Consider the following 24,300-nt stretch of genomic DNA (forward strand, 5'->3'; position numbering starts at 1 on the left):
ATATGAAACCGATAAGCGGATCTCCAGTTTTAACTGTTTCCAGTGCTCCCCACATTCATTGCGGGCGAACCATCAAAGGAACATCTCTTGAAATGTTGCTGGCTTTATTGCCCGCTGCAGCCTTTGCTATCTGGCATAGCAACATACTCGCATTCAGAGTTCTCGCCCTGTCATGTGTGGTTGCGGTAATAACGGAAGCAATCTGCCTGCATCTTATGAAGCGCGAAATCGAATCAGACAACTACACAGCACTACTGTGCGGTCTGATGTTCGGCTTTCTCATGTCGCCATGCAGTCCATGGTGGCTAATAACCGCCGGCAGCTCCTTTTCTATCATATTAGGAAAGATGGTGTTCGGAGGATTAGGCGGAGGACCTCTCTGCGCCCCGCTTGTGGGCTGGGCAATCTGCAAAGTGTCATGGCCTGAACTTATGGACTTTGACATGACAATGCTGGGATCAGAACTGACCTACCCGCTAAGTCAGCTTAAAAACTTCGGACCGGAAACACTGAGTCAATATCCCTTAAAATCATTACTTCTAGGTTTTCAACTTGGTGGATCAGGGGCGGCACAGTCGGGAGCAATACTTCTTGGTGGCCTATATCTGCTAAGCCGGAAAATTATCCGCCCTGATATCCCGTTCGCGTTTATAGCTGGGGTGGCTCTCACCGCCGCTACGTTTTATGCGATTTCTCCCCTTGATTACGCTTCACCGATTTATCACCTGTTATGCGGATCCACTCTGTTCGGCGCCTTCTTCCTTGCAACCGACAGCTCTTCTTCCCCCGTTGGTCATATCCCTATGATCGCATATGGGTTTACTGCCGGAATACTGGTCATAATCATAAGGGTTTACGGAGTTTATCCTGACGGGGTTCCATTTGCCATACTTCTGGCAAACCTTGCATCGCCACTATTTGAAAAAATCAGGCCCACCCCTTTCGGCGGAATAACCAATATCCATTTGCAGAGATAAAATATGAATGAAACCTTAAAAATGATCGTGGTTCTTTCACTCATATGCGGCTTGTCCGGTTTTACCCTTGCAAGCCTGAAAGATGCCACCAACGACAAAATCGAAGAACAGGTAATGACCTATGTTCAAGGCCCTGCTATAAGTAATGTTCTAATCGGATTTGATAATTCTCCGGTTAAGGATCGTAAAAAGTTCGATATTCCGGGTACAGACACTCAAATCACCGTTTTTCCAGCCATTAAAGACGGTAAACTCTTCGGAGTCGCTCTTGAATCCGCAGCAAAAGGCTACGGCGGAAATGTCGGTGTAATGGTCGGCTTCAATATTGACGGAGTTAATCTTTCAGGCATCGGTATCACCACCATGAAAGAGACTCCCGGTATCGGAGCAAGAGTTGCCAAACACGGATTCACGAAACAATTCAGAGGCCACCCAGCGTCCGTAGAACTGTCATCTAAAGGCGGAGACATTGACGGCATTGCGGGAGCAACGATTTCATCAACGGCATCAGTTGAAGCCGTAAAAAAAGCAATTAATATTTTTGCTCAATTAAAACCGCAAATTACTGCAGCTTGGATAAAGGGATCTTAATCATGATTAGATTATGGAAAGAATTTTCTAAAGGATTATGGACAGACCTACCGCCTTTTAAAATTGTATTAGGCCTGTGCCCGGTACTGGCTGTTACTAAAACTGCGGACAACGGATTCGGCATGGGGCTGGCGGTAATTTTCGTACTGACCCTTTCAAATGTTTTTGTTTCAGCTGTCAGAAAAATTATTCCGCCCAAAGTGCGTATTGCGTGTTTCATTGTTATAGCGGCATCACTCGTTGTTGTGGTTGAACTGCTGATGCAGGCATATGCTTACCCGCTCTATCAACAGCTAGGTATTTTCGTGCCGCTCATTGTTGTTAACTGTATCATCCTCGGGCGCGCGGAAGCTTTTGCCTCAAAAAACACAATACTTCTTTCCGCTGCGGATGGATTAGGAATGGGACTCGGATTCACCATGTCTTTGACGCTTCTCGGCGGTCTGCGCGAACTTTTCGGATATGGTACTCTTTTCGGCAGTCAAATAATGCCCGAATCATTTAAGCCCTTCAGCTTTATGATTGAAGCTCCGGGCGCATTTGTCTGCCTCGGGCTTGTTCTAGCCGGAATGAATGCCTTCACAAACAGCCAGAGACGCAAAAAGGGACAGGCTGTGCTTGATAACCCAACCCACGATTGCAAAACTTGCGGTATGTGCGGGCACTAAATTTCTAATTCATCCTTAAAAGGACAAAGCATATGCAAGAATATTTTCTCCTTTTCATATCAGCCATATTTGTAAACAATATTGTTCTGGCTCAATATCTTGGCAACTGCCCGTTTATCGGAACATCTAAAAAGATATCGGTTGCAATAGGTATGGGCAGCGCAGTTGTTTTTGTAGCAACAATGGCTGCTTCCATCACATGGGCAGTTCAGCAGTATCTGCTCAACCCGTTTGGTCTGCAATATCTGCAAACTCTGACTTTCATTCTGGTCATTGCCGCACTAGTACAGTTTGTTGAAATGTTTTTGAAAAAAGTAGTCCCGCCGCTGTATAAAGCTCTAGGAATATTTTTACCGCTGATCACAACAAACTGCGCGGTAATGGGTATTGCCATCATCTGTCAGCGCGAAGAATTTACATTTATAAAAACCGTTGCCTTCTCGTTCGCGTCAGGGCTGGGTTTCATGCTTGCGCTGATTGTTCTATCCGCAATCCGGGAAAAAATAGAAGTTTCCAGAGTTCCAAAGGCCCTGCAAGGAACTCCCATAGCCCTGATAATGGCAGGTCTCATGTCTTTGGCATTTTTTGCGTTCAAAGGGATGATAGCCTAATACCAAAAGCTTACACAGGCATAATAAAATGATCACATCATCAATACTTGTTCTTTTCGGATTAGGCTTTGTCGCTGCTGCAATTCTCGCTATGGCTTCAAAAGTTTTATACGTTAAAGAAGACCCCCGAATAGCTCAACTCGAAGATGCCCTTCCCGGCGTTAACTGCGGTGGTTGCGGCTATGCTGGTTGCGGTGGAGCAGCCCACGCTGTTGTCGAAGGCAAATCCGGATCCAATGTCTGCGTAATAGGCGGACTTGAAACAGCTCAGGCGGTCGCGGCCGTTATGGGACTTGAAGTGCTTGAAATGGAGCCGGAACTCGCCTTTAGAGACTGCACCGGAGGCGAGCGCGCCGAAGAACTGTATCATTACGAAGGAGCTGGAGATTGCCGCGCACAAGCTCTTCTTTATAAAGGAAGTAAAACATGCCCTGAAGGCTGCCTTGGACTGGGCACATGCGTAGCTGTCTGCCCTTTTGATGCAATTCACATGGGACCGGAAGGATTACCTGTCGTTGACCCGCTTGCATGCCGATCGTGCAGAAAATGTGTCGATGCCTGTCCTCGAAATGTTCTTTCCATAGTCTCAATGAGCGAAAGGCTCCTCCATCAGGAAGAAATTAACGACTGCCTCGCGCCCTGCCGTCAAAAATGCCCCGGACAAATTAATATTCCGAAATATATCGAACAGGCGGGAAAAGGTGATTACGCCGGAGCAATACACACTCTGCGTGAACGCAACCCGCTCCTTCTTGTATGTGGGCGAGTCTGCCCGCGCCCCTGCGAAGCTGACTGCCGCAGAACCCATGTTGATGAACCTGTCGGAATCAATATGATCAAAAGATTTGTTGCCGACTGGGAAATGAAAAACAACCTTCGACTTGAAATTCCATGCGCTAAAGAAACGGGGCATAAAGTTGCGGTTATCGGCGGCGGTCCAGCCGGACTTTCATGTGCTTTCTTTTTACGCAGACTGGGACACAGCCCGACTATTTTTGACTCCATGCCGGCTTTAGGCGGACAGCTCCGCTACGGCATCCCTGAATATAGACTTCCTAAAAAAGATTTAGACTGGGAGATTCAGGGTATTCTGGATTTAGGTATTAAAGTCCGTACAGAAATGAAATTCGGAATAGATTTCACAACACAGAGTCTCGAAAAAGAAGGATTTGAAGCCTTCTTCATGGGACTGGGAGCATGGGCGAGCGGTAACCTTAGAATTGAAGGTGAAGAAGCCCCGGGAGTCATTAGCGGAACAGAACTCCTAACCTCGGTCGGGCTTGATAAGGCTCCCGACATCGGGAATAAAGTTTTAGTTGTCGGTGGTGGTAACACTGCGATTGATACGGCACGAACCAGCATTAGACTGGGTTGTGACGTTACCATTCTGTACCGTCGTACGCGCAACGAAATGCCGGCCAATCTTGAAGAAATTGAAGGAGCCGAAGATGAAGGTGTTAAATTTTTATTTCTCACCGCTCCTACCAAAGTTATTACCGGAGAAGACGGTCACGCAACGCATCTTGAATGCGTAAAAATGGAGCTTGGAGAGCCTGATGAATCAGGTCGCCGCCGACCCATACCTATTGAAGGCACAGAAACCCGCTACCCTGCCGACACCATTATCGCGGCAATCGGTCAAAAACCGGCACTTTCCTGTTTTTACTCGGAAGGCTCGGATCAATGCGTTCTGGATTTCACACGCTGGAGAACAATAAACGCCAACCCGGATACTCTACAAACATCCGTCCCCAATGTTTTTACAGGGGGAGATCTGTTTACCGGACCGGACCTAGTTATTTCTGCGGTAGGAGCTGGACGCAGAGCTGCCCGGTCCATCCACTTTTTATTAACAACGGGCGAAATACCTGTGGCAGACAATATTATGCGGAAATTAATTCCTTACACGCTATTCAAAGACGTTGACGGAGTTAAACACAAGGAACGCTCAACTATGCCGTATCTTTGCGATGGCTCTCACCGGACATCAACATTCAGTGAAGTGGAAGGTGCTTTATCTGAAGAAGAACTTAAGCATGAAGCTTCCCGATGTCTGAGATGCGGTCTGATATGTTATGATAGAGATATTCCACTCGCTGAAGTCGTAACTGCGAGAGTAGGCGAAAAGGTAGAATAAGAAAAAATAGATTCACGGGCGGAACAAACAAAACATAAAAAAAGGCGCGAAGAGCAAAAGCTCTTCGCGCCTAAACTTTGAAATATCAAAGTCGTTATTTCTGGAGACCTGACTGAACGTTTTTGAGCAATTCCTGAACCTGTGCAAGTTTAGCCTGCTCTTCAGGAGTAAGCTGCTGGCTGATGTAGCCTGCTTTCTGGTTCATTTCTTCGATCATGCCGTCCATAATAATATGTCTTGTCTTCAAAGGAAGTTTTTCTAGTTCAACAATTCTGCTGTCAACAGTTGCCATCTGAGTATTCAGAGTTTCAACCTGTCCGCGAACACCCTGAAGGTCTTTAACTTCAGTGGTCAAATTGCTAAGATTCTGATTTAAACCGTAGAAAAAGACTACGAGAAGTACAATCGCCATAAAAGATATGATGACTGCTACTTTACCCATGTCTTTCTGAGCTTTTTCGCCGATTCCAGCAGCGAAATCCTGCTCTACTGTTTCTTCTTTTTTCTGATAATCATCAATCTGATGTACTTTTTCAGCGCTCATTTCTATTTCCTCCTGAAAGGTAATGTTAAAAACGGATGAATAATATAAGTGAAGGATTATTTCAAATCAAGAATGTATCCATATTAAAAAGATCCTTACAACCCCAAATTCGATTTATAAATCGCACAAAAGATCAAGTTCTGCAACTCCTTAACATCATCAATTTGTTTTTACGCTCAATTTTATAACAATCTCACAGTTCATGAACATGACCTTCTTTTGACTGAATATGTTTTATTAAAAAATCTTAATTTAAACATAAATTGTCTAAACATTTGGTTCATGAATTGCAAAGGAATAGCCATACAATTAAATGCGGCAAATATTTCTCGATTAATAATTTCAGGAGCAAAACATGTTGACCTCTACAAATTCGCTGATTAGCGGAAGCGGAACAGCAGGAAGCTATTTTTCTAATATCTCGAATGAATCTTCCAAAAATGAACTTCCTCATATTTCTAAAGATTTAAGTCGAGGTCAAATCCGCAGACAACTTCAGATGCAATTTGCGTCTCAAAGTTTTGGGCTTACTTCCGACGAACAACAGCAAGTCGGTTCATATTTCTCACAGATAAATAATATTTACGGAGTAAATGACAGTGCCATGCGCGCTGGACAGGAAAAAAAATTCGGCGAACTGAAATCACAACTGGACGATCTTTACGGCCTCTCCGGTGAACCTAAAAAACTAACGGACGAAGAAAAAACCAAACTTGATGACATTCAAACTAAGTTAGATGAACTTTACGACATTCTTCCCACTAAAGATCCCCAGGGAGCAGACCGCAACAGGGCTGAAAGCCTCAAATGGGAACTCCGCAAGCTATATTATCCCGAAGGAAAAGTTTTGACATCAGCTGAAAAGAAAATGGAAACATCTATCCAGGCTGAGCTTAAAGAATTATTCGGCATCGAAGGTCCTAAAACGCTGACCAGCGAAGAGCAGGTAACAGCGGATGACCTTCGAAAGCAGATGGACGAAATTCGAGGTACGACTAAAAAAGAATTAACTGATGAAGAAAAAATTAAAGCTGATGTAATAATCAAAGAAATGGAAGAAATCGCCGGTAAACTTGTTACTCACGGTCTGAGTAATATAGAAAAGACTCTCTACTTCCGATTTGATGAACGCGCAGACGAACTGAACAAATTATCAAAAGAAAGACCTTTGACTGAAAAAGAACAAGAAGAGCTTAAAAAAACAAATACTAATATCAACACACTCCTTGATAAGGCAGCTAAAATACAAGAACAGCAGGATGCACAGGCTAAGCAAGTCCATTCTCAGATGAACGGTTTTTTCTCACAGATGGGATATAAAGGCGGCGGAAGTTTGCTTTCTACTCGAGTTTAAATACGAGCGGCCTTTCAATATTTTTACTTGATAAGCTTCGATTTTTTTCTTACCCCTATGCCTGTTGAAAAAAACAGGAGTTAATGCTCCCTTATATAAATTTTCAGGTACTAAAGGAGCGCAAATGCCCATTTTCGAATTCAAATGTAAAAAATGTGGAAAAGAATTTGATGAGCTGGTCATGCCCGGCAAAGATGTAAAAGCTGATTGTCCGGAATGCGGCAACAGTGATTGCGAAAAACTGCTTTCCAAAGGGAATGTAAGGCCTAACGGCATTCCAAAAGGTAACGGCGGATATAAACTATCTCCCTGCCATGAGTGCCAATCTAAAAATAAATAATCTTTCCAAACCGATTAAGAACATAAAAAGCCCTCTGCCGAATAAAAAGCAGAGGGCTTTCTTGCAAACTAAGAACCGGACAACAAAATATCAAACGAGGCAACATCTCCGGCTCTACGATAACTGAAACACTTGCGCGATTCTATTCCAAGCCGCTCATGAATACCTTCAAGCCACGCTGTTCGACCTAAGGCGTGAGTCGGTATAAAAACCTGAGGCTTAACTGCTTCTACTAAAAAAGGTCCTCCAGCCAAACTCTCGAGCCTTCTATCAACATTAGAAAAAACAATATGAGATCCAAACCCTGCGATTCTATCTGCCGCTTTATCAAAAAAATCTCTTGTAAACTTTTGATCTGCTTCTGACGAACTTTCCCAGTCCCAACAAGCTAAATCTCCGCCATTATAGATTTTTACACCTTCAACAGTTTCAATCATAAAAGCCACGCCTAAATCATTCGACATAAGCGTTTCAATTTTCAAATTTTCAAAAACATACTTTTGATCAGGTTCAACAACCAGAGCATTCTCAAAAAAAATATCAGGATACATTTCTTCAATGTCATCAGACAGCACAGCTTTCACGGAATTTGCGCCGCCGCACACGTCCATATAATCAGGAGCAAAATGATCCAGATGGCTGTGTGAAAAAAAAATGACCACATCACGACCGCAGACAGCCTCTTCTAAAATTGACCGAGCACGGCTCATGCGAAATCTTTGCGCCGGAATATCAAAAACAATACTCAATTTACCGACATCAAGAACAAAACAATTATGAAAAATATATGTAATCTTAATTTTCATCGTTACTAAAAATTATTGTTCACTTTCCTCAATCTGTCGGTTTAAAGATTCACGACTGATCGGAAGATAAAGATGGGACCACGATTTCAAGTGCCCAGCTAAAAATTCCGCATCCGGTCCTGACCCGCAAAACAGATCCACTCTGGTCCCTTTAATCGCACCGCCCCTATCTTGCGCCATCACCATTTTCGTAAAAGTCTTTTTCTTGTCAGTACCCTCTTGTGGAAGCTTTGTCGTGAGTATAGCCATAGCACCCAACGGTAGCACGCTGCTGTCCACAGCCACACTTGCCATAGAAGTAAGGGGCGCATTCATCGCCCCGAATGGACCTACATCATCCACTCTGAAAAAAACATAGCTTGGATTGGTAATAAGCAATTCTTCAATAAGCTCCGGGTTATCCTTAAGAAAAGAGCGTATGCCCTGCATACTCATTCCCTCTTTAGCCATAAGCCCTCGATCAATTAAAACTTTTCCTAATGACACATACTTATGCCCATTTTTTCCAGCATAAAGAATATGTTTAACACTGCCGTCAGCAAGCAATAACCGTCCCGACCCTTGAATCTGCAAAATAAAAACATCAACAAGGTCACGAACCCAAGCAACTTCCAATCCCTTATTCTGTAAAGTTCCTTCAAAATCTATCGATTTTCTATCGTCGTAAGGAACAACCGAATCTCCTTCTATTTTATAAATCAGCTGTTGACCTTTCCAGCGATAATGGAATTTACCAAGGTCTAAAATCTTAAGATTCCCGGGCACACTGTAAAGAGGATATGGATAGGCAGGATCAGGTGTCAACGAAGCTTCAAGATTCGGTTCATAATAACCAGTCAACAAAGTACGCGGAGAAAGAGCAAACCATGCAAATTGATTTCTTAAAAGCTCAGGAGAAATTTCAAGTTCAGGTAATATTTCTAACAATTCTAAATTAGTACGAGCCAGCATCCCCCATGTTATTTCCATGTTACCATATTTCACAGCAACACCGTCAGCCGGTTTTCGAGAAAGATATTTAATGTTTTCTTTAATTCCTTTTTCTAAATTAATCCAAGAATTTTCACCATTTTCTTGCGAATTCAGACGACTAAGAATAGAGTTCAGCTGTTTTTTATCAACTTCATAAAAACCCTTACCTGCTATGGGCTGTAAATCTTTTGTTGCACATCCCGTGAACAAAAAGAATACAAGTAAAACAACAAACAATAATGCAGATCTTTTAAGAGGCATATAAAAACCCATTTTCAGCTTGCTCCTGACATGATTTATTATCTAAAAGAAGAGTGGAAAATAATCTAGAAGTAACCTAGAACGAATTATAAAAAAACATTCGAAAACAAGAGGGATCATATATGCGTCCGTTAATGACACTAATATCTCTGATCACATTTATACTTCTATCGACCCCGTGCCTTGCATCAAGATGGAATCTTGTCCTCCTTACGACGTCCGGTTTAAACGGTCAGTTAATTCCGGCTTCTGAAAAAGAAGAACTTAACAATGGCAACATGCTACGTACTTTTGGAGGATTTGCAAGAATTCAAACGGTATTCGAATCTTATCGTGAAAAGTTCCCTAACGAAACCATCACAATTGCAACAGGTGACGACTTGTTGGGTGAATCGATCCAGGAAGATCAAGGTAAAATAGTTTTCGGTGCAATGAATCTGATGGGATTTGATGTTTCAACTCTTGGCAACCATGAATTCGATCGCGGATCAACCTTTCTTGCAAAATGCCTGACAAACAAAAAATTTCCCACAGTTGTAAGCAATCTTGAAATTAATCCCAGCAGCCGCATTCTAAAACATGTAAAACCATATACAGTAATTGAACGGAATCTCGTCCGTGTCGGGTTTATGGGATTAATCTTACCAAATTTAAAAATGATTTCAAATCCCGGAACAGCTACGGCAGTAAAATCTAATCTAATTGAAATCGCCCGGAACACCGCTCTCAAGTTAAAAAAAGAAGAACAAGCAAACATTATCGTTTTACTTAGCCACCTTTCTATTGAAGACCAGAAAACTATCCTGGAAGCGGTTCCTGAAATTGATATTATATGCGGCGGACAAAGCCACAAGGACATTCTACCGGGACAAGAACTTATCGCACGCGATGCTCCTACTCCTGGAATTATGGTTCAGTGTGGAGCGCGGGGCCGCTTTGTGGGTGTATTAAAGTTACAAATTGAAGATGGTTATATAAATAAACACGATTGGACAATCATTCCGGTTACCGCCAGCATTTCACCAAACAAAAAAACTTTTGACTTCATTCAAGCAAATATAAACGGGCTGCAATCAACTACAGTGCTGGCAACATCCGCACAGCCTCTCAATACAGAAGTTAAAGTTATCAGAATCCAAGATGTTCCTGTCGGTAAATTAGTCAGCAGTATTCTACAGGATAAATTTAAAACAGATGTTGCTTTCCAAAACAGCGGAGGAATCAGAGGTGATAAAATCATCCCTGCCGGCCCGATAAAAGCCAGTGATGTCGACACGATGTTCCCGTTCGGCAACACTATAACAATTATAAAAGTAACCGGAGAAACCCTTAAACAAGTACTTGAACGCTCCGTCCATGAGCTTCCTGACTCATCAGGAGGATATCTGCAAACCTCAGGTGTAAAGTATACTCTAGACCTAAAAGGAACTCCGCAGGAAATCACTGTCACCGAACAAGGGAAACCAATCGGAATTAAGACTCAAGGTTCAAGAATTTCAAATATTAAAATAGCCGATAAATCAGGTAAATATATTCCTGTTGAGAAAGACAAAATGTACTCTGTCGCCACCAATTCATTCTTAGCAAGAGGCGGGGACGGCTACATAATGCTCAAAAAATCTAAGGACAAAGTAGAAACTTTCATAAAAATTTCAGAAGTAATTAAATCCGGACTCACAGTTATGAAAAAAATTCCGGTTAATAATGAAATTACCACCCTGAATTTGGATGGAAAGCCTTTCTTCCCTACCCTGAAAACGGCAAAATAAGTAAATTACTAAGCGTTTAAATGTCGCGCTGATTTATTTTTTATTCTTTAAAACATCTTGAAATTCAAGACCGTAGATATCCAGCATAACCATCAAAAAGGTAAGAATCATGGGGCCGTATAATATACCCAGCGCACCAAACGCATTAATGCCGCCAAGAATAGCAAGAAAGACATAAATAGTTGAAACCCTTGAGGCTTCTCTGACTATAATAGGTCTTAAGATTGTGTCTATTCCTGTTACAAGTATTCCGCACCAGAGCCCCAGAAAAATCGCCATATTAATTTTGCCGACAAGCAAAAGATAAACAAGTGCCGGAACCCATATCAAGCCAGTTCCAAGAACCGGAATAAGTGATGTAAAGCCCATCATAGCACCCCAGAAAAGGGCCGGAATACCCACAATGGCGAGACCTATACCACCGACAACACCTTGAAGAATCGCAATAAACAAACTGCCTAAAAGAACAGACTTTGAAACTTTACGCAGACTTGTGAAGATAAAATCTTCCTGCTCGGCTCTTAACGGCGAAAGATATTTAATTCTGGCAATAAACCTGACTCCGTCTTTTAAAAACGAAAAAACCAGAAAAGTCATAATAAAAAATTGAGCTACAAGTCCTGCCATATTCCCAGCGAGCCACGTGCCGGAAGTAAACATGGATTGCCCGAAAGTTTTTGAGTATTCAATGGCTTTAGTTTTTATATCATTCGAATTTAAATCAAGAAAAGGGAGTTTATCTTCAATCCATTTCAAATAAAAATCATATTTATCGGTATTCATGAGCTTTGACAGATCAGCATGTTTCAACCAATTATTAATGCCTGAAATTGAATCCACCCCCTGCCCGATCAAGCCCAAAAAGAAAATCAAAGCAGGTATAATAATGGCAAAAACAATAATACACACTGTCAAAAACGCAGCTAAAGAAGTACGTCCCTTCACCATTGTGCGGATTCGTTGACTTATTGGATAAAAAAGTACTGAAAGAGTAATTGAAATAATAATTGTATTAAAAAAGGGCTTTGCAACAGAATACCCCAAAGAAATTGCTGTTGCTAAAAGCAAAACCAGAAACAATGTATAAATGATAGGAGATTTTGATGCTTCTTTCTCAGAAGGAGCCATAGAGTAATCCTTGTAACAATTATTAAGGCTTATAGATAATTAGGAAAAATTAAGAATATTTTAGCAAGTTAAAATAAAATTTAAACTGATCTTAAAATATAATCCGACATAACATTAAGAGTGGTAGCTGTTTCGCGTTTCATACGGGAGATCATCCCTGAAAGACACTCAAAACTGCCACTGTGAGAAATCTTTTCTATTTCTCTTGCTAGCTGACAAATTTTTTCAGCTCCGACATCAAGAGCCATCTCTCGCAATACCATTACTTCCTTAACAACACCTTCAAAATCAGAACGCGCGACAAATTGATCTATACTTGATATCTGCTCAGGAACAAGCCTCAGAAAATGACCAAAAACATCTTTCACAAGAGAATCATCACCCTCAAAACGAGCAATCGTACCTTTTAAATCAAGATAAGACGGACCGTCATCACAATCAACCAGTTCATTAGCGCTATGATCTCTATCTCGGGTCATATCAAAAACAGCAGCCATGCCCTCCAATAGTCGAGCTGAACGAACAGGCTTTGAAAGATATCCATCCATTCCTGCACGTAAACATCTTTCCTTATCCCCTTTCATGGCATGGGCCGTAAGCGCCAAAATAGGCAGATCAGAATCAACATTATCAAGCGAACCTGAACGAATTAATTTAGTTGCTTCAAATCCATCCATCACCGGCATTTGAACATCCATGATTACCATATCAAACTTCTTTATTATCAAAATATCAATAGCTTCTCGTCCGTTTTCGACCACATCAAGTTCACAATTAGCATTCTCTAAAAAAGAAGAAACAACCCGGCGAGTAATTATATTGTCATCAACAAATAAGATTTTTTTGGTTTCAGTAAATGAAATTGTCCCGCAATCAGTTCTGAGCCCCAACTGTGCATCAGGTTCTGGAATTTTAAACACTGCAGTAAAAAGAAAACTACTTCCCGCAGACGGGCTGGTTTCAAGCCACATTGCCCCCTTAAGCATATTAACTAAATTATATGAAATAGTTAGACCAAGACCTATTCCGCCATGTTTGCGGGTCATATAATCTTCAAGCTGGGTAAAGCTGTTAAAAATACAATCTGCCTTCTCGCGGGAAATACCTTGCCCTGTATCACTGACCACAAAAAGTAATCTGGCAGATCCTGCAGGATATGGCTCTTCTTCAATGCTGTCCGGCATAATCTCAACAAGCAGACCACCTACATCAGTATACTTAATAGCATTACTCACAAGGTTATTTAAAATCTGGGTAAGGCGGCCAGAATCTCCCTGCAATTCATAAGGTACATCGGGGTGAACAGCACACTCAATACAAAGCTTTTTTTTCTCAGCTGCGGGTTTATGAATACTAACAACACCATTCAATGCCTTTCTCAAATTGAAAGGCCCTTCTCTTAGTTCCAAAATACGGCTTTCAATCTTTGAATAATCCAGAAGTTCATTCAAAACGCGAAGAAGAGAGACTGCAGAACCTTTAATCAGCTCTATATATTCCTGCTGTTCAGAATCAAGATCAGTACTGAGTAAAATCTCACTGAGCCCCATAATACCATTCATCGGAGTTCTAAGTTCGTGGCTTATTGTTGCTAAAAAAGAACTTTTGGCTTCATTAGCAGCTTCGGCATCGTGAAGAGCCCGTCTGAATTCCTGTTCCATTCCATGCTTGTATAGCGCTATCTCAATGGCAGAACGAAGATCTCTCTCTTCAAAAGGTTTTAAAAGATAACCATACGGCCCGGAAAGTTTGGCTCTGTTAAGAGTTGTCTCATCTGAATAAGCGGTAAGGAATATAATAGGAATATCATAAGTTTTAATAATTATATTTGCTGCTTCAACTCCGTCCATTTTACCGTGAAGCTTGATATCCATTAAGACAAGGTCGGGATTCAATTTTTCAACTTTAGAAATAGCTTCAAGGCCGGAAACAGCCTCTCCGACAACACCGTACCCTAGGCGCTTTAAAGTTCCCTGAATATCTAGATTTACTATCCTTTCGTCATCAACGACGAGAATTTTTTTGCCAGAAACCATTAAAACTCCATTTAACGAGTACGTTGCATAATTATCATATCAATATACAAACATTATAAATTTTACGCAAACTAAGGTGTACTCATTTTGTACAAAAAAACCGATTCCGAAAAATTTCAGAACCGGTCAGGAATATCTAACTCACATTGTGGAAATTATGTGAATCTTGCTTTACAGTATTTGACTGAGAAATTGCTTCAAACGAGGATGATCAGTACTGTTAAAAAATTCCTTAGGAGGAGCACAGGCTATAATCCTTCCATCTTCCATAAAAACAATTCTATCGGCAACTTCTCGGGCGAACCCCATCTCGTGAGTAACGACAACCATAGTCATGCCTTCAACTGCAAGTTTTTTCATTACATCAAGAACCTCACCGATCATTTCAGGATCAAGAGCGGAGGTAGGCTCATCAAAAAGCATAATTTTGGGATTCATAGCCAGCGCACGGGCGATGGCAACCCTTTGTTGCTGTCCGCCGGAAAGCTTCGAAGGATAAACATTCGCCTTCTCACGAATGCCTACTTTTTTCAACAAATCTACTGCAACCGCCTTTGCTTCCTCTTTATCAAGACCTTTAAGCTTAATGGGAGCCATGATCAGGTTTTCAAGAACTGTTTTATGCGGAAAAAGATTAAAAGACTGGAAAACCATTCCCAGTTCCTGACGTATATTGTTAATATTGTTATTTGTGTCGTGAACATCTTGCCCATCAACAAAGATAGATCCACGGCTGATCTCTTCAAGGCGATTTATCGACCTTAAAAGAGTACTTTTCCCCGAACCGGAAGGACCGATAATTACGACTTTTTCTCCAGATTTAATATCAAGCGATACATCGCTAAGAGCAGCAAGGTCTCCGAAGAATTTATACACATTCTTTATTTCGATAATGGAATTAACGGTCATAATGAGTCAACCTCTCTTCCATATGACTTACACCTTTTGAAAGAATCAAAGTGATCAGAAGATACAAAAGTGCAATCATTGTATAGGTTTCAAAATATTGAAAGCTTTCCGCAGCAAACTCGCGTCCGCGCCTTAAAATATCTGCAACCGCTATAATTGAGACTAGCGAAGAATCTTTAAGGAGAGCAATAAATTCGTTACCGACAGGGGGTAGAATCGTTCTCAATGCCTGAGGAAGAATAACTAAGAACATAGTCTGATTTTTATCAAACCCGAGAGATCTCGCAGCCTCAGTCTGTCCGCTGTCAACCGATTCAATCCCGGCTCTAAAAACTTCCCCCATGTATGCACCATAACAAACACTCATTGCGATTACGGCAGCAATCATGTCTGGCACCTGAACAACTCTTCCAAGAGCAAAATAAATATAAAAAAGCTGTACAAGAAGCGGGATACCTCTGACAACTTCTACATAAGTTGAAGCTATGAGGTTTATAATTTTATTTTTAGAAATTCTGCCCAGACCGGTAAATAAACCAATTACTAAAGCACCGATAATAGAAAAAATAGTTACTTGAAAAGTAACAAGAATCCCGTCAGGCACGAATAGCAGGATCTCTTTATATGGATCAGGTTTTGTTACTACAAGATAAATAATGATAGATATAGCGCCGAGAAATGACACCCACCATGCATTCAGCAACCCTTTATCCTTACTATCAGGTATACTGGCGCCATCCGTAACTTCAATTTTGACTGGTTTATCTTTCATGTTATTTTACCCGACTACATGTAAAAAGCCAGGATCGGCTTAAGCATTTCCGATCCCGGCTCTACGTTTAATTCTCAAGCCTGATGGTTGATCTTTTTTAGTTAGATCCGAACCATTTTGCTTTAATCTTGTCATAAGAACCATTTTTAACAGCTGCTGCGAGGCCTTTGTTAATCAGATCAACGACTTCTTTATTTCCTTTCTTAACAGCTACACCGAGATATTCAGGAGTAGCACTCTTTACAACAAAAGCAATCTTGAGTCTCTTTGCATATTCTTCCTGCTGCAAAGCAAAGTCGGCGGCAATTGGATCATCACAAACAACTGCAGAAATACGACCATTATACAAGTCTTCCATAGCAAGACCTACTTCGTCGTAAGATTTAGCAACAACACCATCTGTTTTTTTAACAGCAAAATATCCTGTTGTTCCAATCTGAGCGCCAAGTTTTTTACCTTTAAAATCTGCTAAAGTTTTAGCATTTGAATCTTTGTTGGTAACAACAGACTGCTGAACTTCAAAATAAGGATCAGAAAAATCCATACCTTTCTTACGCTGATCGTTAATAGTAACAGAAGAACAGATACAATCATATTTCCCTGAAGCAAGACCAGCAAAAATACCGTCCCATGCAACGTTCTTGATTTCTACTACGTAACCACCGGCTTCAGCAGCGGCTTTCATCAGATCAACGGAAAAGCCTACAATCTGTTTATCTTTATTAATAAATTCCATGGGAGGCCATGTACAATCAGATGCGACGGAAACAACCGGTTTTCCATCACTATTAACCTGCATACCAGCTTCAGCGGAGAAACCAACAAGCATGGTAAGCATCAAAATCATGATAATCTTCTTAAACATCTTATCCCCTCCAAAAAATGTTAAAATACACAAAAATAACAAACATGAAAATTATACAATTTACAACCCATGTCAATGAGGTCGACCATCAACAACATTGTTTATTTTGATTTTAAAAGGAAAGCTAAGAATCAATTCTTGAATTTTTTCCGCAAAGAGGTTAACTTACCAAATTCTTTTTAAGGGGCAATATCATGAAAAAAAAGGCTAAAGAAGTTAGACAAGAAGCGGTTGAAGTTATCTGTCCCAAATGCAGGGAGACAAACATTGTTTATTTCCCAAAGGAATCCATGCCGACTTGTCCTTATTGCAAGGTCGAGATGATTATCAAAGAAGTTCTCACCGAAGGAAAATACGGTTGATCAGCCCGACAGGCTTGATACTCTATTTCAATCTTACCAAACTGAATTATTACCGAAAGGAGAAAACTATGAAAAAAGTTTGCCTACTGCTGACTTTGGTTCTTGCACTTGGATTCGCTTTCAGTGCGAACGCATCAGACATTGACCTTGCTAAAAAATCCACACTCAACTCTATCATGAAAAGAGGCGAACTCCGTTGTGGTATCGATTCAGGGTACATGCCTTTTGAAATGACCGATAAGAATGGTCAGTTTATTGGATTTGAAATTGACCTCGCGCGTGAAATGGCAAAAGCGATGGGCGTAAAATTTGTTCCTGTCAACATGGCATTTGACGGCATTATCCCAGCTCTCCTCACTGACAAAATTGATATTATCACTGCGGGTATGACTGTTAATTCAAAACGTAACCTTCAAATTAACTTTGCAGATCCGATCATTATTGTTGGACAGACTGCGATCGTGAACAAAAAACTTGAAGGAAAAATTAAATCTTATAAAGATCTTAACAGCCCTGAATACACAATTGTTTCCAAACTCGGAACAACCGGTGAACAAGCTGCTAAACGCCTTCTCCCTAAAGCAAATTACAAATCATTCGACACTGAAACTGATGCAGCTCTTGAAGTTCTCAACGGTAAAGCGTCTGCAATGGTTTATGACCTCCCTTTCAACGCAATTTTCATGGCCGAACAAGGTAATGGCAAACTCTTTTTCCTTGAAAAGCCCTTCACATACGAGCCTCTTGGATGGGGAATCCGTAAAGGTGATCCAGACTTCATCAACTTCCTGAACAACTTCCTCCGTCAGCTTAAAAACGACGGTCGCTATGACAAACTCTACGCCAAATGGTTCAAGAATACCGATTGGCGTAAAAAAATGCAGTAGAACTGCATTATTGTTAATATTCAGGGGGCAGATCTTTGCCCCCTGTTTTTTATTATAATCACAACCTTTTTTATAAAATCGGCTTAATATATTATGAGTGGATACTCTCTAAGAACTCCCGGCAAAGGCCGCAGCTATAATCTGTTTTGGAAAACATTCTTTTTTATCGGCCTGTTTGCTACGATAGCAGGACTTTATTGGACAACTCAGCAGGTCGACTATGTATGGCGCTGGGAACGCATTCCAAATTATTTTTACTATGAAGCTGATCTGGATATTACAACCAGCATTGAAGGACAGGTCTCTTCAATTAAAAAGACAGGTCAGAACTCCCTTGTTTTAGTTAGGGGCGAAGACAACGAATCTTTTCAATATGAAGTCCCTAGCGACAGCCTTATGGTTTATCAGGGCGACTCGGTATTTGTCGGCGATACAATCGGCACTAAAAAAGAATGGAAAATGGGCCTCCTGCTGAAAGGATTGCTTATAACTTTAAAAGTAAGTGCTATTTCTATCGTTTTCGGTATTGCTCTAGGCTTAATGACCGGTCTGGCTAGGATTTCAGCCAACCCGGCTCTCAGAATGACAGCCATTACATATATCGAATTAATTCGAGGTTCCCCTCTTCTTGTCCAGATTTTCATTTGGTATTTTGTACTTGGGACCCTTATCAACAGCCTGCTTGCAAAATATGACATTCCTCAAGTTCCACCTTTATGGTTTGGAGTAGCATCTCTTGCCATTTTTGCAGGCGCCTATGTTGCTGAAATTGTTCGCGCAGGTATTCAGTCTGTCAATCGCGGCCAGATGGAAGCAGCTCGTTCACTAGGGATGTCTAAATTTTATGCGATGAAACACATTATTCTGCCTCAAGCATTCAGAAGAATACTTCCACCTCTTGCCGGGCAGTTCATTAGCATGATCAAAGACTCTTCACTACTTGGAGTAATTGCAATCAGAGACCTTACCAAGGCAACACGAGAAGCTGTTGCTACAAGTCTGCAACCTTTTGAATTATGGTTTCTATGTGCGCTGCTTTATCTCATTCTTACTTTTGCTTTCTCCATGTTCGTTCAATATCTTGAAAAAAGAATGGTGCAGAGATAATGATTGAAGTAAATAATATATACAAAACTTTTTTTGTAACACATGAAGTACAAGCTCTTTCAAATGTTTCACATACAGTTAAACAGGGTGAAGTTGTTGTTGTTATCGGGCCTTCGGGGTCTGGTAAAAGTACTTTTTTGAGGTGCCTTAACAGGCTCGAATACGCTGACTCCGGTCATATATTTATTGACGGTGTAGATATCCTTTCACCCAAAACAAATATCAATAAAATCAGAGAAGAAGTTGGTATGGTTTTTCAATCATTCAACCTGTTTCCTCATAAGACGGTGCTTGAAAACCTGACCATAGCTCAAACGGTTGTCCGTAATCGTTCTAAAAGTGAAGCCACAGAAAAAGCGATGCTCCTTCTTAAAAAAGTCGGCATTCACGAGAAAGCCGGAGTCTACCCGGCACAGCTTTCCGGTGGCCAGCAACAAAGAGTCGCTATTGCCCGCTCACTTGCTATGGAGCCGAAAGTTCTTCTTTTTGACGAACCAACCTCAGCTCTCGATCCCGAAATGATCGGTGAAGTTCTTGATGTAATGAAAACAGTTGCACAAGAAGGCATGACAATGGTCGTGGTAACTCATGAAATGGGATTTGCACGTGAAGTTGCAGATGAAGTTCTCTTTATGGACCATGGAATGATTATAGAAAAAGGCACTCCGGAACACTTTTTCACCACCCCGGAATCAGACAGAACAAAAATGTTTTTGAATCAGATTTTATAACTTTAGAACCATAACTAACATCAAAAGCCGCCTTGTATTAATACAAGGCGGCTTTTGATGTTAGCAGGTCAAACCATTATTTCGATTTTGAATCTGAATCTGAATCCTTGCTGTCTTTAACGTTTTTCATTGTCACACCGGCAAGGCAACCAATCAACATTCCAAGCATTAAAGCTCGCTGAATATCCATAAAAAACCAGCCCGCAATAGCTCCGAGTGATCCACCAACAAGTATTCCTCGAGCCATACACTCAAGCCATCTCTCAAAATTTTTGTCTGTTTTCAATTCGCCCATATTTTTCCACCTTTTAACCTACATTAATTCTTCAATTTGATCAGCCTGAGCTTCCGTAAGATTTAAAAATCTTACTTCAATACCCGGCAACCGGTCTGTCTCACCCCAAACCTGCACCTTTCTAACAATAGATAAAATTGGCGTTCTGTCAGCCAATTCCTTTACAACGACTGAAAGAGGATCGCCTTCTTCCCATTTTTTAACAGAAAAAAAGAAGCCCCCTTCTTCAGAAATATCAAAAGTTACACTCTTCTCAATACTGATAAAACCGGAACTATATTCTTTACGAAGCAAAACATTCAAAACTCTGGACGAAGTTCTGCTCCCACGTAACGATCTGGCAGGAAATACCGAACAAACTTTGCGGACAAAATCTTCCAGCAACTTACTTTCGCCAGAAAATTTACCCACAGGAATACCGCGAATAACTTCATCAGAAGCTCGATAATTAACTCTTAAAACCGGAAAACGTTCAATAAAAAGATTTGCTTCTGCTTTATCCTTAGCTTTTGCCCTGACGACTGTAGCCACATCAAAAAGAAAGCCATTGTAGCTAATTTTATTGAATTTTTTAAAAGTATCACCAAAATTATCAACAACATCATACTCGACATTAAGTTCATCCAGAGCCTTAATGTAAGCTTCACGACTTTGCCCCTGCATGCAAACAAGAAGAATCCTAACAGCACTCAAATTAGAGAACCTCCAAACCAGTGAAACTTAGTTTACGCTAAGCTGATTATACCGTAAGTATAATAAGAAAATATGCACATATAAGCAAACTTAAAATATTGAATATATTATTCCAAATCATATAGAAGAACACTTCAATTAACTCAAGACCTTCCTTTTCGACTCAAACTTTATATGTTAATCATCATCAAATCATTAACTTTAACGGAAAAAACAACTAATGCATGACCTTCCCCGAGTACTAACGATTGATGACGATGAAGCTGTCAGACTCTCTATTGCACACTATCTTGAAGATAGTGGATATAAAGTATTACAAGCTGCAAACGGCTCAGATGGACTTGATATTTTTAGATCAGAAACTCCGGATATTGTTCTTCTAGACTTAAGAATGCCTGAAATGGACGGCCTTTCCGTTCTTAAAGAACTAGGACAGGAAGCTCCGCAAACCCCTGTTATCGTCGTTTCCGGAACCGGTTCATTTGAGGATGTAGTTGCAACGCTCCGGCTTGGAGCTTGGGATTACATAGCAAAGCCTATTACGGACTTAAAAGATCTTGAATCCTCAATTTTGCGAACGCGGGACCGGGCCAGACTTCTTGTTGAAAATGAAAAATATAAAGAAGAACTGGAAATTAAAATACGGGAACGCACAGAAGAAATCCAAAGAACCAACATGATTCTTTCAGAAGAAATTACAGCTCGAAAGACCTCTGAAAGATTAGTCCGGGCGTCACTTGCAGAAAAAGAAGTTATGCTGAAAGAAATTCACCATCGTGTAAAAAACAACCTTCAAGTTATTTCCAGCTTGCTCAGCCTTCAAAGCGGTTACACTGACGATAATAAAGCCAGCAACCTTTTGCGGGAGTGTCAGCATAGAGTTCGTTCAATGGCAATGCTCCACGAAAGACTTTACCGTTCCGACGACCTTTCACGAATAGATATGCGCGAATATGCGTTTACACTTATGAACTTTCTACTGAGATCATATTCTATCGACGACAAGGTGCAGCCCCAATTTGACATCAATGATGTTCATCTTGGTATAGATTCCGCAATACCGTGCGGGTTGATTATCAATGAACTGCTTTCCAATTCCCTCAGACACGCTTTCCCCGACAATAGAGAAGGAATTCTATTTGTTTCCATGTCCCGGGAAGGCGACAATATAAATCTGACTGTCTCAGATAATGGAATAGGCTTGCCCGATGATTTCAAAATAGGAAACACAAAGACACTGGGAATGACGCTCGTCGAAACCCTCGCACAGCAACTCTCTGGAAAATTGATAATTAAGAAAACAAATGGAACCTCTTTCCAGATAATTTTTCCCGTTAAAACTCATGCTTGCTAGATTTTAAAAGGCGGTGTAGATTCCACCACGTGATCCTTTTATTAGAACCACACAATCAGAAGGAATAAAAATGGAACTTAAATTCAAACATGTCGATGAAATAACCATTGTTGAACTAGACTCTCCGGAACTTAATCATGTCGTCAGCCATGATTTTCAACGTCAGATTGCACCCCTTTTTGATGAGAAGAAATTCAACATAGCACTTGATATGGGTAATGTTGACTTCATGGACAGCATGGGAATCGGAACTTTGATTACCCTGCGCAACAAGCTCATGAAGGAAAAAGGAAGCATTGCAATGTTTAATCTAAGTGATCGAGTTAAAAAGATCATTGATATAGCTGCATTGCACAAAATCTTTTCCCTCTATGATTCAGAAGATGAAGCCGTAGAAGGATTAAAACAGCAACTTTTAGCTTAGTTTTTGTTAAAAATAGCCGGGTATACTCTAAGAGGATACCCGGCTATTTTTTTTAAAAGACCGACCTTCACTCCCTCCCCATTATGAATAAAATATCATTAATTCTTACTTCCAGTTACGACATTCTTAAAAATGCTGTAAACATTTCACTGAATCTTTTTAAAATAATGATTCCGGTTGTTATTGCTGTAAAAATTCTTCAAGAAATGAATCTGATCGGCTATATTGCAGCACCGCTTGCCCCGATAATGAAACTTGTCGGCCTTCCCAGTGAGATGGGGCTTGTATGGGCGACAGCAATGATCAACAACATCTACAGCGGTCTCATCGTATTTCTCAGCCTTGCTCAAGACTCGCCTCTTTCAGCTGCACAAGCCACCATACTCGGCACAATGATTCTAGTGGCGCACTCTATGCCTATAGAACTTAGAGTTGTACAAAGCTCAGGCCCGAGATTATTTTTTCAGGCTGTCATAAGATTCGCAGGAGCATTACTAATAGGTATGCTTCTTAATTTTATTTACAGCTATTATGACCTTTTACAAAGTCCGGCTCACATCGTTTTAACATCAGACTCTTCCGTCATTGATAAAACTTTACCAATGTGGGCTCTGGGAGAAATTAAAAATTTCATTTCTATCTTCCTGATTATTCTCTCACTGCTGATAATAATGAAGGTTCTCACAAAACTGAGAATTATTGCCGCCATTGACTTCCTTCTGCGCCCGTTGCTTAAATTGATGGGCATCGGTCCAAAGGCTTCAGCCCTTACAGTTGTAGGCCTTACCATGGGCCTTTCATATGGTGGCGGCATGATTATTCATGAGACTAAATCGGGTAAAATTGACAAAAAAGACGTTTTCTATTCGCTAACACTGATGGGGCTATGTCATAGTGTTGTCGAAGATACATTTCTATTAATGATGATTGGTGGGCATATTTCAGGATTATTTTGGGGAAGACTGATCTTCGCAATTGTAGTTGTAGCAATACTTGTGCAGTTAACCAAAATTCTACCTGAAAAATTCTGTGATAAATATTTATGGAGTATTCCAAAAAACTTTAACATACAAAAGGGATAAGCAATGAATGTAACCACCGTTAATACGGAAAAAGCACCTGCAGCAATCGGCCCTTACTCACAGGCAACCGTGTATAATGGACAGGCTTATGTCAGTGGACAGCTTGGCCTTTCCCCGCAAACAGGTGAATTCGTATCAGACGGACTTGAAGCACAGACCAGACAAGCTCTCGAAAACCTGAAAGCAATTCTGGAAGCATGCGGCAGTTCTCTGAACAAAGTAATCGCCGTTGATATTTTTCTAACGGACATGTCCGGCTTCGCAATACTTAATTCAGTATATTCAGAGTATTTTACAGATCACAAACCTGCCAGAGCCGCAATTGAAGTCAGCGCTCTTCCCAAAGGCGGAATTGTCGAAATTAAGTGCATCGCTGCAGTATAATATTTAGCGTCGTTTTCCTGACACCTTTGACCTCCTTTTCTGTTATTAATTAAACTAACAGATAAGGAGGTCTTTTATTTAGGTTACTTACGCATTAAAAAATATATTCGGCACGCTTAATGCTAAGTATAATTAAACAGCACAGCTGATAAATAAGTGAAGATTAACAAACAAAAAAAATTAGGCTAACGCCATTAAAAAACGAATCTTCCTTTACACAGCTGACTGTGAAAAGAAAAAT

The 24,300-nt window shown here is 40.8% G+C and carries 26 protein-coding genes; 16 read left to right on the plus strand and 10 right to left on the minus strand.

Features of this window, described 5'->3' with window-relative positions; all coding sequences use genetic code 11:
* The first annotated feature begins 2 nt into the window (after window positions 1-2).
* The 5 genes from JEY82_RS04165 to JEY82_RS04185 are packed head-to-tail and all read left to right on the plus strand — an operon-like array spanning window position 3 to window position 4,984.
* Entirely contained in the window at window positions 3-977 is a 975-nt protein-coding gene (locus JEY82_RS04165) for an RnfABCDGE type electron transport complex subunit D (RefSeq protein WP_304082886.1), read from the plus strand.
* Window positions 978-980: 3 nt separating this feature from the next.
* Entirely contained in the window at window positions 981-1,568 is a 588-nt protein-coding gene (gene rnfG, locus JEY82_RS04170) for an RnfABCDGE type electron transport complex subunit G (RefSeq protein ID WP_304082887.1), read from the plus strand.
* Window positions 1,569-1,570: 2 nt separating this feature from the next.
* Window positions 1,571-2,236: an electron transport complex subunit RsxE gene (rsxE, locus tag JEY82_RS04175; protein ID WP_304082889.1), complete on the plus strand. Its 666-nt coding sequence runs from the start codon at window positions 1,571-1,573 to the stop codon at window positions 2,234-2,236.
* A gap of 32 nt (window positions 2,237-2,268) precedes the next feature.
* Window positions 2,269-2,847 (plus strand): electron transport complex protein RnfA, encoded by a 579-nt coding sequence (locus tag JEY82_RS04180; RefSeq protein WP_304082891.1) that lies wholly within the window; start codon window positions 2,269-2,271, stop codon window positions 2,845-2,847.
* Between the two features lie 28 nt (window positions 2,848-2,875).
* Window positions 2,876-4,984: an FAD-dependent oxidoreductase gene (locus JEY82_RS04185; RefSeq protein ID WP_304082895.1), complete on the plus strand. Its 2,109-nt coding sequence runs from the start codon at window positions 2,876-2,878 to the stop codon at window positions 4,982-4,984.
* Window positions 4,985-5,078: 94 nt separating this feature from the next.
* Here the strand turns inward: JEY82_RS04185 and JEY82_RS04190 are convergent, their stop codons facing one another.
* Window positions 5,079-5,528, minus strand: a complete 450-nt coding sequence (locus JEY82_RS04190) for a hypothetical protein (RefSeq protein ID WP_304082896.1) — start codon at window positions 5,526-5,528, stop codon at window positions 5,079-5,081.
* Between the two features lie 355 nt (window positions 5,529-5,883).
* Between JEY82_RS04190 and JEY82_RS04195 the strand changes: the two genes are divergently transcribed.
* Together JEY82_RS04195 and JEY82_RS04200 are read left to right on the plus strand one after the other, a co-directional pair.
* Complete coding sequence (locus tag JEY82_RS04195; protein WP_304082898.1) at window positions 5,884-6,882, plus strand: hypothetical protein; 999 nt, start codon at window positions 5,884-5,886, stop codon at window positions 6,880-6,882.
* A gap of 124 nt (window positions 6,883-7,006) precedes the next feature.
* On the plus strand, window positions 7,007-7,222 hold the full coding sequence (locus JEY82_RS04200) for a zinc ribbon domain-containing protein (protein ID WP_092161167.1): 216 nt from the start codon (window positions 7,007-7,009) through the stop codon (window positions 7,220-7,222).
* Between the two features lie 68 nt (window positions 7,223-7,290).
* Here the strand turns inward: JEY82_RS04200 and JEY82_RS04205 are convergent, their stop codons facing one another.
* Window positions 7,291-8,028 carry an MBL fold metallo-hydrolase gene (locus JEY82_RS04205; RefSeq protein ID WP_304082902.1) on the minus strand — a complete coding sequence of 246 codons (738 nt, stop codon included), beginning with the start codon at window positions 8,026-8,028 and terminating at the stop codon, window positions 7,291-7,293.
* Window positions 8,029-8,040: 12 nt separating this feature from the next.
* The gene (locus JEY82_RS04210; protein WP_304082905.1) at window positions 8,041-9,273 is read right to left on the minus strand and encodes a murein transglycosylase A; all 1,233 of its coding nucleotides are present in this window, start codon (window positions 9,271-9,273) and stop codon (window positions 8,041-8,043) included.
* A 110-nt stretch (window positions 9,274-9,383) separates the two neighbouring features.
* Between JEY82_RS04210 and JEY82_RS04215 the strand changes: the two genes are divergently transcribed.
* The gene (locus tag JEY82_RS04215) at window positions 9,384-11,030 is read left to right on the plus strand and encodes a bifunctional UDP-sugar hydrolase/5'-nucleotidase (protein ID WP_304082907.1); all 1,647 of its coding nucleotides are present in this window, start codon (window positions 9,384-9,386) and stop codon (window positions 11,028-11,030) included.
* Between the two features lie 33 nt (window positions 11,031-11,063).
* On the opposite strand, the gene JEY82_RS04220 is transcribed toward JEY82_RS04215, so the two are convergent.
* The 5 genes from JEY82_RS04220 to JEY82_RS04240 all read right to left on the minus strand — a co-directional run bounded on the left by JEY82_RS04220 (window position 11,064) and on the right by JEY82_RS04240 (window position 16,740).
* Complete coding sequence (locus tag JEY82_RS04220; RefSeq protein WP_304082909.1) at window positions 11,064-12,158, minus strand: AI-2E family transporter; 1,095 nt, start codon at window positions 12,156-12,158, stop codon at window positions 11,064-11,066.
* A gap of 80 nt (window positions 12,159-12,238) precedes the next feature.
* Window positions 12,239-14,194: a hybrid sensor histidine kinase/response regulator gene (locus JEY82_RS04225; RefSeq protein ID WP_304082912.1), complete on the minus strand. Its 1,956-nt coding sequence runs from the start codon at window positions 14,192-14,194 to the stop codon at window positions 12,239-12,241.
* A 171-nt stretch (window positions 14,195-14,365) separates the two neighbouring features.
* Window positions 14,366-15,103, minus strand: a complete 738-nt coding sequence (locus tag JEY82_RS04230; RefSeq protein ID WP_304082915.1) for an amino acid ABC transporter ATP-binding protein — start codon at window positions 15,101-15,103, stop codon at window positions 14,366-14,368.
* Window positions 15,093-15,875, minus strand: coding sequence for an amino acid ABC transporter permease (locus JEY82_RS04235; RefSeq protein WP_304082917.1), 783 nt, complete (start codon window positions 15,873-15,875; stop codon window positions 15,093-15,095). The genes JEY82_RS04230 and JEY82_RS04235 overlap by 11 nt, the downstream gene beginning before the upstream one ends.
* A 97-nt stretch (window positions 15,876-15,972) precedes the next feature.
* Window positions 15,973-16,740 (minus strand): basic amino acid ABC transporter substrate-binding protein, encoded by a 768-nt coding sequence (locus tag JEY82_RS04240; protein ID WP_304082921.1) that lies wholly within the window; start codon window positions 16,738-16,740, stop codon window positions 15,973-15,975.
* Between the two features lie 194 nt (window positions 16,741-16,934).
* On the opposite strand from JEY82_RS04240, the gene JEY82_RS04245 reads away from it, so the two are divergent.
* From JEY82_RS04245 to JEY82_RS04260, 4 genes are all read left to right on the plus strand, one after another.
* Complete coding sequence (locus tag JEY82_RS04245; RefSeq protein ID WP_092161150.1) at window positions 16,935-17,102, plus strand: hypothetical protein; 168 nt, start codon at window positions 16,935-16,937, stop codon at window positions 17,100-17,102.
* 68 nt (window positions 17,103-17,170) lie between these two features.
* Window positions 17,171-17,989 (plus strand): transporter substrate-binding domain-containing protein, encoded by an 819-nt coding sequence (locus tag JEY82_RS04250; RefSeq protein WP_304082925.1) that lies wholly within the window; start codon window positions 17,171-17,173, stop codon window positions 17,987-17,989.
* A gap of 93 nt (window positions 17,990-18,082) precedes the next feature.
* Complete coding sequence (locus JEY82_RS04255) at window positions 18,083-19,096, plus strand: amino acid ABC transporter permease (RefSeq protein ID WP_304082927.1); 1,014 nt, start codon at window positions 18,083-18,085, stop codon at window positions 19,094-19,096.
* Entirely contained in the window at window positions 19,096-19,827 is a 732-nt protein-coding gene (locus tag JEY82_RS04260; RefSeq protein ID WP_304082930.1) for an amino acid ABC transporter ATP-binding protein, read from the plus strand. Before JEY82_RS04255 ends, JEY82_RS04260 begins: the two co-directional genes overlap by 1 nt.
* Before the next feature lie 76 nt (window positions 19,828-19,903).
* Here JEY82_RS04260 and JEY82_RS04265 read toward each other — a convergent pair whose 3' ends face one another.
* Entirely contained in the window at window positions 19,904-20,122 is a 219-nt protein-coding gene (locus tag JEY82_RS04265; protein ID WP_304082932.1) for a hypothetical protein, read from the minus strand.
* An 18-nt stretch (window positions 20,123-20,140) separates the two neighbouring features.
* Window positions 20,141-20,815, minus strand: a complete 675-nt coding sequence (locus JEY82_RS04270; RefSeq protein ID WP_304082935.1) for a PilZ domain-containing protein — start codon at window positions 20,813-20,815, stop codon at window positions 20,141-20,143.
* A 220-nt stretch (window positions 20,816-21,035) separates the two neighbouring features.
* Between JEY82_RS04270 and JEY82_RS04275 the strand changes: the two genes are divergently transcribed.
* The 4 genes from JEY82_RS04275 (at window position 21,036) to JEY82_RS04290 (ending at window position 24,059) form a co-directional block, all read left to right on the plus strand.
* A complete protein-coding gene (locus tag JEY82_RS04275) occupies window positions 21,036-22,169 on the plus strand; it encodes a response regulator (RefSeq protein ID WP_304082936.1) in 1,134 nt (377 codons plus the stop codon).
* Between the two features lie 70 nt (window positions 22,170-22,239).
* A complete protein-coding gene (locus JEY82_RS04280; protein WP_304082939.1) occupies window positions 22,240-22,593 on the plus strand; it encodes an STAS domain-containing protein in 354 nt (117 codons plus the stop codon).
* A gap of 83 nt (window positions 22,594-22,676) precedes the next feature.
* Entirely contained in the window at window positions 22,677-23,675 is a 999-nt protein-coding gene (locus JEY82_RS04285; protein WP_304082941.1) for a nucleoside recognition domain-containing protein, read from the plus strand.
* 3 nt (window positions 23,676-23,678) lie between these two features.
* Window positions 23,679-24,059, plus strand: a complete 381-nt coding sequence (locus JEY82_RS04290; protein WP_304082943.1) for a Rid family detoxifying hydrolase — start codon at window positions 23,679-23,681, stop codon at window positions 24,057-24,059.
* Window positions 24,060-24,300: the final 241 nt, after the last annotated feature.

This window comes from Maridesulfovibrio ferrireducens, assembly GCF_016342405.1.
GTDB lineage: Bacteria > Desulfobacterota > Desulfovibrionia > Desulfovibrionales > Desulfovibrionaceae > Maridesulfovibrio > Maridesulfovibrio ferrireducens_A.